14 protein-coding genes and 1 pseudogene are annotated in these 16,117 nt (G+C 36.3%); 12 read left to right on the forward strand and 3 right to left on the reverse strand.

Going from position 1 to position 16,117, the window contains the following annotated elements; translation table 11 throughout:
* Nucleotides 1-94: 94 nt before the first annotated feature.
* The 3 genes from FVB32_RS16225 to FVB32_RS16235 are packed head-to-tail and all read right to left on the reverse strand — an operon-like array spanning nt 95 to nt 6,024.
* Nucleotides 95-1,516, reverse strand: coding sequence for a SusD/RagB family nutrient-binding outer membrane lipoprotein (locus FVB32_RS16225; RefSeq protein ID WP_147744875.1), 1,422 nt, complete (start codon nt 1,514-1,516; stop codon nt 95-97).
* Nucleotides 1,517-1,529: 13 nt separating this feature from the next.
* The gene (locus tag FVB32_RS16230) at nt 1,530-4,763 is read right to left on the reverse strand and encodes a SusC/RagA family TonB-linked outer membrane protein (RefSeq protein ID WP_147744876.1); all 3,234 of its coding nucleotides are present in this window, start codon (nt 4,761-4,763) and stop codon (nt 1,530-1,532) included.
* Nucleotides 4,764-4,791: 28 nt separating this feature from the next.
* Nucleotides 4,792-6,024, reverse strand: coding sequence for a M14 family metallopeptidase (locus FVB32_RS16235; RefSeq protein WP_147744877.1), 1,233 nt, complete (start codon nt 6,022-6,024; stop codon nt 4,792-4,794).
* Between the two features lie 310 nt (nt 6,025-6,334).
* On the opposite strand from FVB32_RS16235, the gene FVB32_RS16240 reads away from it, so the two are divergent.
* The 12 genes and pseudogenes from FVB32_RS16240 (at nt 6,335) to FVB32_RS16300 (ending at nt 16,083) form a co-directional block, all read left to right on the forward strand.
* Nucleotides 6,335-7,852 carry a M20/M25/M40 family metallo-hydrolase gene (locus FVB32_RS16240; protein ID WP_147744878.1) on the forward strand — a complete coding sequence of 506 codons (1,518 nt, stop codon included), beginning with the start codon at nt 6,335-6,337 and terminating at the stop codon, nt 7,850-7,852.
* A gap of 405 nt (nt 7,853-8,257) precedes the next feature.
* The gene (locus FVB32_RS16245; RefSeq protein ID WP_187269608.1) at nt 8,258-8,839 is read left to right on the forward strand and encodes a Crp/Fnr family transcriptional regulator; all 582 of its coding nucleotides are present in this window, start codon (nt 8,258-8,260) and stop codon (nt 8,837-8,839) included.
* A gap of 91 nt (nt 8,840-8,930) precedes the next feature.
* On the forward strand, nt 8,931-9,617 hold the full coding sequence (locus FVB32_RS16250; RefSeq protein ID WP_147744880.1) for an SRPBCC family protein: 687 nt from the start codon (nt 8,931-8,933) through the stop codon (nt 9,615-9,617).
* Between the two features lie 16 nt (nt 9,618-9,633).
* On the forward strand, nt 9,634-10,047 hold the full coding sequence (locus FVB32_RS16255; RefSeq protein ID WP_147744881.1) for a DUF6326 family protein: 414 nt from the start codon (nt 9,634-9,636) through the stop codon (nt 10,045-10,047).
* A gap of 11 nt (nt 10,048-10,058) precedes the next feature.
* Nucleotides 10,059-11,069 carry an NAD(P)-dependent alcohol dehydrogenase gene (locus FVB32_RS16260; RefSeq protein ID WP_147744882.1) on the forward strand — a complete coding sequence of 337 codons (1,011 nt, stop codon included), beginning with the start codon at nt 10,059-10,061 and terminating at the stop codon, nt 11,067-11,069.
* A gap of 8 nt (nt 11,070-11,077) precedes the next feature.
* Entirely contained in the window at nt 11,078-11,719 is a 642-nt protein-coding gene (locus tag FVB32_RS16265) for a hypothetical protein (RefSeq protein WP_147744883.1), read from the forward strand.
* Between the two features lie 92 nt (nt 11,720-11,811).
* On the forward strand, nt 11,812-12,171 hold the full coding sequence (locus tag FVB32_RS16270; RefSeq protein WP_147744884.1) for a cupin domain-containing protein: 360 nt from the start codon (nt 11,812-11,814) through the stop codon (nt 12,169-12,171).
* A 30-nt stretch (nt 12,172-12,201) separates the two neighbouring features.
* Nucleotides 12,202-12,909: an aspartate/glutamate racemase family protein gene (locus FVB32_RS16275; protein WP_147744885.1), complete on the forward strand. Its 708-nt coding sequence runs from the start codon at nt 12,202-12,204 to the stop codon at nt 12,907-12,909.
* A 426-nt stretch (nt 12,910-13,335) separates the two neighbouring features.
* Nucleotides 13,336-13,905 carry a Crp/Fnr family transcriptional regulator gene (locus tag FVB32_RS16280; RefSeq protein ID WP_147744886.1) on the forward strand — a complete coding sequence of 190 codons (570 nt, stop codon included), beginning with the start codon at nt 13,336-13,338 and terminating at the stop codon, nt 13,903-13,905.
* 10 nt (nt 13,906-13,915) lie between these two features.
* Nucleotides 13,916-14,802 (forward strand): annotated as a pseudogene (locus FVB32_RS16285) (DMT family transporter).
* Nucleotides 14,803-14,882: 80 nt separating this feature from the next.
* Nucleotides 14,883-15,299: a 4-oxalocrotonate tautomerase gene (locus FVB32_RS16295; RefSeq protein WP_147744889.1), complete on the forward strand. Its 417-nt coding sequence runs from the start codon at nt 14,883-14,885 to the stop codon at nt 15,297-15,299.
* 31 nt (nt 15,300-15,330) lie between these two features.
* The gene (locus tag FVB32_RS16300) at nt 15,331-16,083 is read left to right on the forward strand and encodes an alpha/beta fold hydrolase (RefSeq protein ID WP_147744890.1); all 753 of its coding nucleotides are present in this window, start codon (nt 15,331-15,333) and stop codon (nt 16,081-16,083) included.
* Nucleotides 16,084-16,117: the final 34 nt, after the last annotated feature.

Consider the following 16,117-nt stretch of genomic DNA (forward strand, 5'->3'; position numbering starts at 1 on the left):
TTTACTATAGTAATAGAAGAAAAAAGGGATGCAAATTGCATCCCTTTAAGCATGAGAAAACTAAGCTAACTCAAAACTAACTACTAAAACTTTCTCATTGGTTAACAGGTGTTGGCGTAAACAAATCCGGTATCGGATTTGGTAAATTACTGTTATTGTTAATTTCTTCCTGAGCATATAAAAAACGCTGAGGATTAACCGTCGTAGTTGCATTGTTTAAGGGAAAAGGCACTATCAAATCTGTCTCTGATCGTAGTCTTCTAACATCATTAAAAGGCATATAAGTACTGAATCCTGTAACATAGCGCTCTTCAATAATTTCACGTAATACCGCCCTATCTGTAGCAATGTTATCTAGATTTTCCATCCCTCCGGCTTCAAAATCTGCTAGCACATATGGGTCGTAATTAAAGGTCTCATCCCCGTTGATAAGGTTAAAGGCCGCTCCTGTATCTAAATATGTCCTAAGCTCATTCAATTTGTCTATAGCACCTTGCACATCATCATTTGCCCTTATCAAACATTCTGCCCAAATCAACAAGTTTTCCTCAAAACTTACCAACTTCATTGGTGTAGTGGCGTCATCTATTCCTCCAGTCTGGTCTCCGTCCCCACTTATATAAGAATAATTTCTTCTTGCGGTTTCATCAGTTTTAGCATTGTTTCTACCTCCAGCATTGGCAGGATCAATTAAATCTCTATAGAATGCTCCATCACCAGTCATATCGCCAGCCCTACTACTGTTTACAAAATTGAACAGGATATTGCTGTTTCCTGGAACATCACCTATTGGATTATACGACATTGTTCCAGCACTACTGTTGATTCCATTAACCACATTAGCCAATGCTTGAGCATACTGTTTTGTTTGTAAAAAATAACGTGCTTTTAAGGTATAGGCAGCAGCAACCCAACTGTCTGCATTTCCTCCAAAATAGTTGTCTTGGCTATTGGTTACACTTGTGGTTGACCCATTTTGTAATTTTGGAATGGCACCATCGAGCAAGGTTTGTAAAGCAACATAAATTTCAGCTTGTCCATCTAAAGTAGGATCTTCTGAATTCACCCCTGGATTATCAGGTGTAGCCGTTGAATATGGTATGTCTCCAAAAAGGGATGTAGCTGTACCTACAGCCAAAGCTTCATTAACATCTATGATACCTTGTAAAAGTCCTATATCCGGAGAAATTCTGCGAATTTCTTTGTTTTGGACTAATAATCCGTTGTAAAGATGTCCCCAAACAGCATTGGAATCACCAGGAGTGTAATCATAGTTGTATAAGGTTTGTTGCACCAGTTGTAGGCCTATTAAGCCCCCTGTATAGTACATACTTGTTCTAGCCAACTGCCCTTGTTGTACTTGGGCATTTGCCAATAATGTTCCTGCTAGCAATAAATCTCCAGAAGGAACTTCTACTAGTTGATTTGGATTATCATTTACATCTAAGTATTCATCACAGGCTGTTGCCGATGTTAGAAAAATCAATGATAACATTATTTTATATATAGATTTCATAATTTCCTACGTATTAAAAATTAAAATTGATTCCAAAAGCATATGTTCTTGCACCAGGGTTGGAGAAATAATCCAAACCACGTGCTCTACCAACTCCAAACTGATTAATATCAGGGTCAATACCAACAACATCAGTCCAGATAATTAAGTTACGTCCTGAAGCAGTAAATTCTACAGAACTTAAACCTGTTGCCTTTTTAAAATTTTCTGAGTCAAGCCTATATGATAATGATAACTCTCTCAGTCGAGTCCAGCTACCATCTTCTACCGCAAACTCATTTAGTTTTCCATCTCCAAATCCATATAAAGAGGTATAGTATTCCTCATCCAGCAGCACATTGCCGCCACCAAAATTGCCTACATTACCCCTAACAACAGAGCCCGCAGGAATTACATCACCATCAAAGTTTGTTAAATCTTCCGATAATGTAATGGTCTTACCGACATCAGCATGTGTTCCGAAGAAAGATAAAATAAATCTGGTGCGCTGTGCCAAATCATTTCCTTGACTGGTATCAAATGATGCCGCTAAGGACAAATTCTTATAGGATAGACCAAACTGTAAACCACCTCTCCAATCTGGATTGGGATCCCCAACAATCAAGTTTCCGCCGGTATCTACTTGCGGGAAACCATTGGCATCCAAAACAAAACTTCCATCAGCATTTCTTAGAGCACCTTGGGTGTACAATACTCCAAGTGGTTCGCCATCTATCGCTACGGATTCAATAGAAGTACCTTCAGAGAATTCTTGGATAAATTCTCCAGTACCATCTACACCTCTCACGATATTCTCATTGGTGCTATAGTTTAATGAAATCGAACCTTTCCAATCCTGTTTTCTAAGAAAATCATATCGCAACTCAATTTCAAGTCCATCATTTTCTATAGTGGCTCCATTGGCATATATCTCATCAAACCCAAGTGAAGGAACCAAAGCAAGATCTAATAATACATCCTCTGTTTTATTGGTATAGTACGTGGTCGATAAGGCCAATCTGTTTCTTAAGAATCGTAAATCCAAACCTACTTCGTACTCTGTTTTTATCTCAGGTTTTAAATTAGAGTTTCCTAAACGTTCATCCAACTGAAAACCTCCTCCAAAATTTTCAAGGGCAATTTCATCTGAGAAACTTGAAAACGTGCCCACTTCAAAAACTGTTTGCTCTCTGTGTGCTATTGGAACGTTTGCCACCTGACCATATGCCAATCTTATCTTACCAAACGATAAGGGTCCCGAATCTTTTAATGCTTTTGTAAATGTCCAGCCCAATTCAGCGCTAGGATAAAAGAAGCCGTTATCGGATGCTGGTAATACAGAATGCTTTTCGAATGCTCCCCCCAGTTGTAAAATCAGCTGGTCGGCGTAATCAAAATTTGCCGTACCATAAAAACGAATGTTTCTTCTACTCGTTCTGGTAGTTTCTGATCCAATATTTTCTTTGGCAGAAAGTTCGGCTGCATCTAATGGGCTTCTAAAGTTGGCAATGAAGTTATCCGCTTCCGTAAAAATTCTTTTACGTCTTCTATCATTAATACCAAAGCCAACAACAACATTGGTGTTCAGGTTCTTGCTTAATGCGTAGTTGAAATTGGTCAATAGGTCTCCATTGTATTCCTCATTATTAATAGTCTCATCGTTTAAAAGGCCAAATCTTCTGGCAGAACCTGCAGTATAATAAGGGAAAAAATAAACCCTTGTGTCCACATAAAAATCAACACCACCTCTTACAATGGTGCTAATATTGTCATTCCATTGATATACAACCTCACCAGTACCAATTAGTCTATTTACTTTAGCAGTACTTTCTTGCTCATTTACAGTCCACAATGGGTTATTGTAAATGACGTTATCGCTATTTCCCAAATATCTTCTATACCCTCTATGCCTGTTAGGTGTAATAGATCCAGAGCTACTATTGTAATTTCCTATATAATCTGTTTGATCAAAATCTGCAGGGGTACGAAGCAGTCCTAAATATAATCCAGCAGTGTTAGAACCTTGTTGCGTTCTATTGGAACCTGTATGCACATAATTGGCTTTAAAATTGGTTCGCAACTTGTCCGTTAGGTTTTGTGTTAAATTAACAGTAAAGTTGGTCTTTTTATAAAAACTACTTTTAATTATACCTTCCTGATTTACATGTGCAGCACTTATGTAATACGTTCCTTTCTCGTTACCACTGCTCACGGAAACCTTATTATCGTAAGTAATACCTGTTTGAAAAACCTGATCAAAGTTTCTGTTAGTGAAAATTTCTCTTGAATTCTTTTGAGTGATGGGGTAAATAATATTGCCTGTAGTCAAAGATTCGAAAAATTCACCGGAAGTATCAACGTCATCTGCTCCACCTGCTCTTTCAGAAATTCTATCTCCCCAAGATCTTTGTGCCGTTGGACTAAAACTACCGCCATTACCTTGACCAAAAGTGGTCTGCAATGGATGTTCATATGAAATTTTATCAATAGAAACACCTGTAGAGTAATTTACGTTAAATTTACCTGCCTTACCTTTTTTTGTGGTGATTACAATAACACCATTTAAAGCTCTTGATCCATACAAGGCACCAGCCGAAGCTCCTTTAAAAACCTGAAACGATTCAATGTCTTCTGGGTTAATATCGTTTAGTCTCGATTGTTGTGATACCCCTGCGGATTGGTCATCATCTCCTGAACCCGCTAAATTATCGTTGTTTAACGGAATACCATCTACAACTATTAAAGGTTGGCTTGAACCACTCAATGAACTGGTTCCCCTAATCTGAATATTGGATCCAGCACCTGGATCCCCTGAGGTTGCATTTATAGTTACACCAGCTGCCTTACCCGCTATACCATCAATAATTTTATTTTCTACAGGCTGTACCAGTTTATCTGCATCAATCTTAGAATAGGTAGATGCCAACTTATCTCGTTGCTCTACAAATCCTAAGGCAGTTACCACTACTTCTGACAAGCTTTCAGCATCTGGTTGTAGCTCAAAACTCATTGTGGTTTCAGAGCCAATAATTCGCTCTTCGGTTCTGTAACCAATAAAAGAAACCACTAATGTCTCTCCTTGATTAGCCTCAATCGTATAGTTTCCATCAAAATCTGTTGTAGTTCCATTGGTCGTTCCTTTAACAAAAACCGATGCTCCTGGCAATGGACCAGTATCATCTGAAACTGTACCGGAAATCGAAATCTGGGAATACCCAATCCCTACTGTAAAACATGCCAGTAAGAATGTTAAAATTGATTTTCTCATAAATTTAGTAATTAGATTGTTATTTAATTTAGTTGTTGTTTGTTAGTAATCTCATCATTTCATGGGCTGATATTTTTCCTTTTAGTGTTATAAAATCTCTTGGTGTCTCATCACCTATTTCGTAAGTAATTCCAACTGCGTTGAATCGCTTTAGAAACCACCCCTTTGATACTGGTCTGGTACTGTTAGCACTTTTCTCATTGACCTTGTAATTTGGGATGTTTGCTTCCAATTGGGTAAACCAATCTGATACAAAGCTTGGTAAATTGGTGTTTTCGCGTTCTACATTGGTATAGAATACATCATGCCAGGTCGAATGAAAATCTAAACCCAACAACACCTTAACCCCTTCTTCCTTTACAATTTGCTCTATTTGGTTGGTCACTGCATAAACTTCTGGTTGGCGATATTTACTCCAATCCCTGTTAAGGTCTACCCCACCAGCATTATGTCTCCAATGTCCCAAGTCCACCCCATCAGGGTTCATTAAAGGAAATGCCAATACTCTATATTTTTCAAGAAAAGTGTCCGTAAGTGTCCCACTTTCCAAAACAGTTTCCAAAAAACTTTGGAATGCCAAATAACCGGTTACTTCTGGAGGGTGCTGCCGCGTTAGCAATACAATAATATCCTTCTTACTTTTTGAACCGCTATAGATATCCATCATGGGAATGTCTCTGCCCAAATGTGTTTTTCCTATAATTTTTAATTTGGTTACAGCATTGTTTTTTTGGGATAAAGCAGTATACCAATCCTTAACCTCTTTTGTAGTCCTTAGTTCTTGTGCCGCTATAAGTGCGGTATCCTTGGAAACATTAAACTTGAGTATAGCAATACTATCTTTCATAGAGAACATCAAAGAATCTGCCTCTTGCCATGCTTCATCGCCTATTTGGTATTTGGGAATATATCTATGCTCATATCCCTTGGGATATTCGAAATGGAAGTAAATTGCTTTGGAATAATCCCCCCAAGTTTTAAAGGCAAAATAAGCACTGTTGTTTATTGGCTCATTTTCGGGATGTATTTTCAATAGTAAAGTGCTATCATTTTTAACACTCACTTTGTTAAGTCTTGCGCTTGCAAAATCATTGCTGATGTAAATTCCAATATCAGATACAAATTCAACACCTTTATCCTGAAAAACTATTGGTTTGTCCTTGGTATCAACTTTTTTTGGAAATTTTATGATACGTGAGCTGTTGCAGGAGAATGCTAAAACAATAAGGACTATTGCTATAATAGAATAATAAAATCGCATGTGGCTCACCATGGATTTATTAGGTTTGAGGTTTAGTTAGTTATCATAAAATAAAGTTAAATTCCAAAGCAGCCTACAGACCAATTCATGGTTTAAAAGCATACCAATTTAGATAGGAACATGCCAAAAAGGTATCTCCCGATGTAAGTTAACCTTCTTTAGTGTAGCCCACTCTTACCCAGAATGTTTAGTATTCCCCATTAAGGACTGTTTTGTTTATTATTTTATATAGATCATACAAACTATACAAAAAATAACTTGCCACTTAGCTTTAGATTAATTCAACGTAAAGTTTTATTACCTTACGTAAATGAGAGCAGTAATAACATTAATTTCATATCTGTTTTTTGCAGTATGTTTCGGTCAAAGTTTGGAAAAAACAAAAATCGATTATTGGGCGGATGAATATTTTTTGGAAGGGGTATCCAGCTTGGCGGAGTTTTTGACTATTCCCAACTATGGCGGACTAAAAGACAATATTGATCTTAATTTGACATGGTGTGAGAGGGAATTCCAAACTGTCGGTTTTGAAACTCAACCACTTATTGCCCAAGGAACTAAGCATCTTCTTGCCCAGCGGATATTTAAAAAGAAAGCTCCGACCATTCTTTTCTATCTTCAAATTGATGGACAACCTGTTGATTCCACCAAATGGTTCCAAGAAAGCCCGTACATTCCGGTGCTAAAAGAATGTGTTTCTGGTGATTGTCAGAGAATACCCTGGGATAAACTAACCAAAGAGTTTAATCCGAATTGGAGAATCTTTGCGCGGTCAGCCTCTGATTCTAAAGGTCCGGCTGTCGCCTTTTTACAAGCTCTTCGTATTCTCCATAAAGAGAATATAAATCCAAATTTCAACATTAAAGTAATCATGGATTTCCAGGAAGAATTGGGTTCCCCCTCCTTACCTACTTTGGTTGAGGCGAATCAAGAAAAATTCGCTGCTGATGCCATGCTTATCATGGATGGTACTCGCCCTCCTTCAAATCTTCCTACGCTTATGTTCGGAGCCCGTGGTATAGCTACAATGAAGTTAACAGTGTATGGAGCAAGTAAAAACTTGCATTCCGGTCAGTATGGAAATTACGCACCAAATCCTGTTTTTCATCTCTCGAGATTGTTAGGATCGATGAAAGATGAGCATGGTCGGGTTCTTATTCCTGGCTATTATGATGGAGTCTATCTAAATGATGATAAAAAGAAACTTATCAATTCAGTACCTGAAAATAGAGCTGAACTATTGGCTACCCTAGGAATATCGGAGCCTGAAACTGTAGGGGAAACATACCAAGAAGCGCTTCAATATCCTTCTCTGAATGTACGAGGATTGCGCGCTGCGTGGGTAGAAAAAGAGGCCCGTACTATTATTCCCTCCACGGTGTTGGCCGAGATTGACATGCGATTGGTACCAGAAACCCCAGCTGAGCGACAAATCAAACTAGTTACAGAATACATTCGTTCAAAAGGGTTTTATGTGCTTGATAGGGAACCTTCGAAAGACGAAAGACGAAAATATGCAAAGTTGATCAAGGTAGAATCACGGATTGGATCACAACCATTTAGAACAGATTTAGACTCTCCTTTGGGGGATTGGTTGGGATTCTCCATGGAACATGTCTTTGGAAAAGGAAAATATATTCGAATGCAATCCACGGGAGGGTCACAACCGATTGCACCTTTTATTTCTAAACTTGGGATTCCTGCCATTTCTATACGCATTCCCAATCCCGATAACAATATACATGCACCAAACGAAAATCTAAGATTAGGAAATTTTCATGAAGGATTGAAAATGTGCTTGGGTATTTTAACTCAGAAATACGAGTGATTTAGGCTTACTTTTCCGCGTTTTCCCCTATCCTTGTTTTTAGTCGAATCTTATTGTGCTCGTCGTTCGCCTCTTTTTAATGGTTTTTTGGTATCAAAAAAAATGTGTAAAAATCAAAAAAAACTGAAAATCAAATGATTAATAGTGTTTTGTTATTTAAGGTCTTAATTCAGTAATGAAAGTATACTTTTTATGTTCCGTAAAAGGTTAATATGGAGACTATTAAAAAGGACCAGAAATGGGACACTCCGACGGAAGATTTCATACTCCAGGAAAAGAGTCATGTAAAACGGCCGTTTTTGAAACCATATATAGCGAATAAAATTGTAGATTACTAGTGGTTTTATCAAGACTATATTTTCAAGACTTATTAGGCTTTGTTGCGTAACATTTAAAAAAAAATCAGTGACTTTAAAAGAAAAAATAAGAATCCTGATCAGTAGCTTCGAAATACTGAACAAGGAAGAAGTTGAAATTATAGTTGAGAAAACTATTGTAGGTAAATTTAAAAAAGGGACGCTTTTATTGAAAGAGGGGCAAATTCCAACAAAGTGCTATATGGTGGTAGAAGGCTGCGTAAGAGAATATTTAATAAAAGATGGCGAAGAAAAATCAACGGCCTTCTTCATGGAAGGTGATACATTTACACCTCATTCTCAAGATAGTAAACCCTCAAAACATTATTGGGAATGTGTGGAAGATTGTATACTTACTATTAGTGATTCGTCATTTGAAGAAAAGATACGTGCAGCACTTCCCAGACTTGATGCTGTCTTTCAAAAAATAGCTATTGAAAAAATAAACAAGGCAAAGGAGGAGTGGAGCCAATTTATCACTTCTTCACCGGAAGAAAGATATCTCAATTTGCTCGAAACAAAGCCGGTTCTTCTAAATAGAATTCCCCAGCACCAGATTGCCAGTTATCTCGGTATGAAGCCACAATCGTTGAGCCGGATCCGTAAAAGGTTGCTAAGCAACAAATCCTAAGCGGCTCTCTACTACCAATACGATTTTAACTTAAGTGAACGACAGGGTTTCCGTTGTGACATAATTTTGTCCAGCTAAAACTTCTGTTAATATGAATAATAAGAGTATATCTACTCCTTGCTTCAATTTTGTCCTTTTTGCCATGCTTATAGTTATCAGCTTACAAAGCTGTGTGTCACCAAGGGATGCAAGCATTAGGGAATGGGAAAAACATGAATGGCAGTTGGTCAAAGTAGACAAAAACGACGAACCTACCTGGACGATTTACAAGCGAAAACTTGTCGGCACAAATTTCTTGGAGTACAAGATTGAAGGAGATATAAAATCATCCCCACAAGCTTGTATTTCTGCTTTTAGGCGGGATATCCATAATCAAGCTGATAATTTAAAAAATAAAAAGTATCCTACATATGAAATTGTAGATGAGTCAAAAGATAGTCTTCTGACTTATGCCATTCACAATGAACCTTTTCCTTTTAAAGACACTGAAATGAGCGTCCGTTACCATTTCTCTCGAGACATTGAAAGTAAGGTAGAAGAAGTGAAGTGGAAAGAAGCTTGGGATGAAAATTCAGTTCCGCCTCTGTCTAAAAAGCTTTCTCGAGTTCAGACTTTTAGGGGTGCTTGGAATTTCTCACCAGTATCCATCAATCACTGCAAAGCAGTCAATATTATCCAATTCAATCCAAAAAAGATGCCCAATTGGCTAGTTCAGCCTATGGTGGCAAATTTTCTAAAAAAAGGGTTGGAGGACATTAGAGAAATGACCTCTGAGTAAAATTAAAGCCAAAATTATGATAAATGATAGAATTAAACCACAAACTCTCCTGTCAACCTTATGGGCATTTGTTCTGTTCAATATGATTTTTAGAGACCTCCATCAATTAGGCAAAAAGAGTTTTATTGAAGAAATAATGGCCGGAGTAGTTAACGGCATAAAGATTACAGACGAATTGATGTTGTTTGGTGGGTTCTTAGTGGAAATACCAATTTTGATGATGCTCCTCTCCAGAGTATTGCGTGATAATGCGAACAAATGGGCAAACACAGTAGCCAGTGTAATCACGTTGCTGGTACTAGTTAGTGCTCTACCCACGGCAGACATGGATGATATATTTTTTATGATTATTGAAATCATGGCCTTTTTATCAATTATCTGGATTGCATGGAAATTTTCAACTCCTGATACAATCCAAGCTCGGTCTTAATGGTGCAAAAAATGAAGGCAGTTGTTTGTACCAAATACGGGCCACCAGAGGTTCTTAAAATAACGGAAGTTAAAAAACCTTCTCCGAAAGAAAATGAAGTACTTGTGAGAATCTATGCAACTACGGTAACCGCTGCCGATTTTAGAGTTAGGAGCTTTACTATTCCAGCTTTATTCTGGCTTCCTGCACGATTAATGTTAGGACTAAGGAAGCCTAGAAAATCTATTTTGGGCATGGAACTTTCCGGTGAAATCGAATCTATCGGGAAAAATGTTAAATCGTTCAAAGAAGGAGATAAAGTTTTTGCAGCTACACTACAGACTTTTGGAGCCTATGCTGAATACATATGTTTACCAGAAGATGGGCCAATTGCCTTGAAACCAAACAATGTAACATATGAGGAAGCTTCGGCTATACCTATTGGCGCCCGAACTGCATTTCATCATCTAAAAAGAATAGCAGAGGTCAAGCCGGGGCAAAAAGTACTTATATATGGAGCTTCCGGAAGTGTAGGCACATATGCCGTACAACTTGCCAAATACTTTGGTGCGGAAGTAACAGGTGTATGTAGTACATCTAATTTAGAATTGGTGAAATCTTTGGGAGCTGATAAAGTGATAGATTATAAAAAACCCGATTTCACGAAAAATTTTGAAACCTATGACATCATATTTATAACCATAGATAAATGCCCTTTTCTAGCCTGTAAAAAAGCGCTAAGCAAAAAAGGCACCTATCTAAATATTGGTAGACCAATGAAAAGTCTAAAAATGATATGGACCTCCTTAACAACTAGCAAAAAAATTGTTGTGGGAAAGAATTCACCTGAAACCGCTGAGGCACTTGTCATTCTGAAAAGGATTATTGAAAAAGAACAACTTAAACCAGTTATTGATCGAGTTTATTTATTTGATCAGATAGTGAAAGCACATCGATATGTTGACAAAGGACATAAAATAGGGAATGTTGTAATCACTTTAAATAGAGATGTATATAATCGAAAATGGTCAAAAGAAGTATAACAACGCGCATGAAAAAAGCACTTCAGGGGCTCATAATACCCCTAACAACTCTACTATATTGTAATTTGGGACTGTCACAAAATAAATTGTTAGCAGAACATAAACTATCAACTAGTGATAACGCAAATGATATAACTTGGATTGAATCCCATAGGAATATTGAATTACGAAAGAATAAAGAGATACCTTTTTTTTATCCATATGATTTCCCTGATGCCAAACGGGACGCATTAGCTCTTTTCAGAACTTATAGTACACCGTTAAATAATGGTTTTGCCATAATTAGAGTAGCTAGTAAAGGTTGGGCTCCAAGAAAACTTATGGGTCGGGCAAAGTTTTCGGGATCGGATATTGATCAAACCAAAGACACCCTGATTATTGCTGCGTACTATTCAAAAATAGATTCGTTATCAATAGCCAATTTAAATAAAGGACTAATTCCCGATAAAGCAGATGTCATAAAACTGAGTGAACCTTTGGCTCAATTTGAACCCTTTTACATTCCTTTGTCAGAACCCATCAAGGCAGTGGAAAAAAAGTATTTAATTATACAGCTAATTATTAAATCTGGTAGCGACGACAACTACTATTACGGCACTTCAAATGCCGTTGTAGACAATATTCATTTCAATGAAGAGAATACAAAATAATAAAACCATGTTCTTGGTAACGTTCTGCACAACATGCTAAAACAGGTATAGAATAAAAAAAGTACAACCAATATAATTACTTCCAAAAAAATATGAAAACAATAAACGTCAAAGAGAAGCTAAGTTTAATACATGACTTATGGAAACCAAAAGTCATAGCCGAATTAAATGGACAGCAAGTCAAAATATCAAAAGTAAAAGGAGAATTTGTTTGGCATGACCACAAAGACGAGGATGAGCTTTTTTTCATCTTAAAAGGCACAATGATTATGGAGTTTAGAGACAAAAAAGCAGAAGTAGGTCCTGGAGAACTAATTGTTGTCCCGAAAGGAGTCGAACATAGACCTATTGCAAAAGAAGAAGTTTGGATGATGCTCTTTGAACCCCAGAATATAAAACACTCAGGAGATGTGATTTCTGATTTAACCGTTGATAAATATGAAAAAATATAGTGCTTATCAAAGTATATAAAGACAATATATATGAAAAAAATTGGATTAGTCGGAGGCATAAGCTGGACGTCTACCTTAGATTATTATAAAGGTATTAATGAAGGAATCAATCGAAAATTAGGCGGACTGGATGCTGCTGAATGTGTCATCTATTCATTAAATTTTGGAGATATCCAAAGGAAAACATGGGTAAACTCATTTGATCTCATTTTAAATGCCTGTAAAACAGTTGAATCAATTGGGGTTGACGCCATAGTCTTATGTGCCAATACAGCCCATTTATTCGCCGATACCATTCAAAGGGAAATTGATATTCCAATCATTCATATTGTTAAAGCAGCAGCAAGTGAAATTCAGAAATCTGGTTTACAAAAAGTCGGGTTACTAGGAACGCAATTTACTATGGAAATGAATTTCTACCATGATAAACTCAATGAATATGATATACAAATCCTCATTCCAGAAAGTCAAGAAGAAATAGCCGAGATACAACATATTATTAAAAATGAGTTGGGCAAAGGTATTATTACTTCAGAATCAAAAAAGAAGTTCATTCAATATGCCGAGAAGTTAATTAGTCGCGGTGCTGAAGGTATTATGTTAGGTTGCACGGAAATCCCAATGCTGATTGAACAAAAGGACTTTAACTTTCCTGTATTCGATACCACAAAGATTCATGTTGAGCATATCGTAAACTTCGCTTTGGACACTGAAAATCCGGCTGTCAACACTATATAAAATACCTTGCCCATACTGAAGAAAAACTAAATGATATATTTAATTGTTGGAAATACGGGCTCAGGAAAAACCACATATTCAAATGAATAGGAACTGGAAAACGGAACTATAATTTCAAAATAACTTACATTGATGAATAGAACCATGAAGTAAGAATACTATTATCACTAAAATCCTACTCATCTATATCTTTTAAGGTTTATTGATTTACAAATCCCCCCTTGACAATCTTACCATCCTCCATCTCTATTATTCTGTCTGTTCGCCTGGCAAAATCCATATCATGCGTCACCACTAACAAAGAAAGTCCTTAATCATAATATAAAATAGCACTGTAGTAACCTAAAAGGTTGTCATAAGACAATAGTAACGTGACTACCACTTCTTACCTTCGCAACAAATATTCATTAAATCCACAAATTAAAAGTGTATCAAGAGCTAGAGCAATATATAAAAGGTCGCGGAAAAATAGGACAAAAAGAACTACAGGAAATAACTGCTTGTTTTAAACCTATAAAAACAACCCGGAATGAGATGTTATGCAATATTGGTCAAGTATGTAAACATTTCTATTTTATCAAAAAAGGTTGTTTAAGACTCTATGAAATAGATGCTAAAGGCAATGACGTTACCGGTTACTTTGCTTTGGAGCATTTCATTATGTCTGCAATTACAAGTTTTATTCTTCAAAAACCATCAAAAGATTGCTTGGTTTCTTTAGAGCCTTCGGAATTGTTGATTATTCATAGAGATGATTTTTATAAGTTAGTTGATACCGTACCACAATTTGCGAACGTGTACCATAAATTTATGGAATTTGCCTTTATCCATTCACAAATGCGAATTTATAGTTTTTTAGGAATGGAAGGAATTGATAAACTTCGTTGGGTTATGGAACACGAACCCAAATTACTATCCCGTATATCAAGTAAAGCGGTTGCATCGTATTTAGGAATGACTAATTCTACGTTGAGTAAATTACGAGCAAAATTGTAGTCCGTTGTTTATGAAAGCGATATTCTATTTAATTATTGACACTATATTTTTAGGATTAAACTTCCATTTAGCCAAAGTAATATTAAAAGAAGTTAATTTTATTGAAGCTGGGTTTTGGCGTTTCTTATTTGGAGTTGTGACATTGATGGTTTTAGGAGTCAAAAAACTCCCCTCATTTAAAATTATTCGAAAGAACCTAAAAGGTATTTCGCTTATAGGATTTATTGGTCTTTTCGGGTTTAATTTATTTTTCTTTCTAGGATTACTAAATACCTCAGCAGTAAACGCAGCTCTTATTGTCAGCTTAAATCCTGCATTAACACTACTCTTCTCTTTTAAAATATTAAAAACCCCAATCAATAAAATTCAAATAACAGGTATTATCATTGCTTTCTTTGGAGTAAGTTATTTAATCTTAAAAGGGAATGTAACCAACTTTAGCAACATCCAATTTAATTATGGAGATATTCTTATACTACTAGCCAATGTATTTTTTGCATTGCATCATGTTTGGGTAAAAAAATATAACACAACAATATCGAATTTAAATTTTACACTTTTAACAAGTTTATGTTGTCTAATAGGTTTCTTCATCTTATTGCCAATTAGCGGAATGGAAATCGTTATCACACATACACGCAATTTTTGGATGGCTGTATTTGGAATTGGATGTTTAGGCACAGCACTAGCCTATTTTTATGGCAAAAAGGAGTTCAGATTACGGGAGCAGATAAAGCAGGAATTTATATGAATATTGTTCCACTATCTGCAGCACTATTTGCCATTCTTTTTAAGGAATATATACATACCTACCACCTAATAGGAGGTGTTTGTATTGTTGTAGGTTTATTTATTAGTAAAAGTAGTACCTCAAAATTCTTCAAAGCATTGTCATAAGACAACTTTTAAACTTTCCAATCGTAAGATATTTGTACTGTTGTTGAACAACAAAGTTCACAATTCAAAACATATATAGTATGCCTTTAACTTTAACATTAACCGAAGGTGTTTTACCTGTCGGAAAGGAAAAAGAAGCTGTTCAATTAATAACGGACTCCTTCTTAAAAAATCACGGCTTAACCGGTAATAACGTAATGACGCCAAACATAACAGCCAATGTACACATAGTGTCAAAAGGCTTATCCTTCTCTGGAGGAGAGGAGTTTTCAGGTGCATGGGCAGAATGGAAAGTACCTTCGTTTGCTCTAGCAGATAAAGCTGTTATTAAACAACATTTTAATGAAGTGACGGAAATTATTCGGCAATTATCTAGCGGAAAACAACCTATAGACAACATCTATGTAAACGTTGTACATACTGTAGATGGTGGATGGAATCTTGATGGAATAGCTATGACTAATGAAGAATTGGGCGAAGCTATTTCTAAAGGATAACTAAAACCACCTAACAATAAAAAATTATACAATGAAACACTCGAATAAACATTTATTATTAATCCATGGAGCATGGGAAGGTGCTTGGTCATGGAAAGAAACAATATCCCATTTAGAAAGCAATGGGCACACTGTAAAAGCTATTGATCTACCAGGGCATGGAGATGATAAAACGCCAACTTCCGAAATCAATATGGCACTTTATGCCAACCGGGTCAAGGAAGAATTGATAAAAACAAAAGGTCAGGTTATACTAGTAGGACACAGTTTTGGTGGATTTGTAATTTCACAAGTAGCTGAAGAAATGCCAGAAAAAATTGAAAAGCTGGTTTATGTTGCATCTGCAATGCCTTACGAAGGAAAAACAGCTGTTGAAGTATTTGAAGAAGACGAAGAAAGTGAATTCCTAGAAAACTTAATTTTTTCGGATGATAAAAGTACTGCTACAATGACTAGAGAAACAATTAAAGATATAGTCTTTACAGGTGCTACGGATGCGCAAATTGATGAAGTACTCCCTATGCTAGTTGTACAGGCAACAGCTCCTTTTTTTGAAAAGGTAATAACAACGGAAGAACGTTTTGGAAGAGTTCCGAAAGCCTTTATTGAAACAACATTGGATAGAGTTATTTCATTAAAAGCACAAAGACATGGGCAAAAAATGTTAGGGATTGAAGAGTCAGTGACCTTAGAGTATGGTCATGTCCCTTTAGAAACTGCGCCTAAAAAACTTGCTAATGCATTACATAAAGTAGGTATTTCTGGAAATACAGTATTAGCCTAAAAACAAATTCAAACTAAAGGAAACTTAATATTGC

It is taken from the genome of Flagellimonas hymeniacidonis, from assembly GCF_008040165.1.
GTDB classification, from domain to species: Bacteria; Bacteroidota; Bacteroidia; order Flavobacteriales; family Flavobacteriaceae; genus Flagellimonas; species Flagellimonas hymeniacidonis.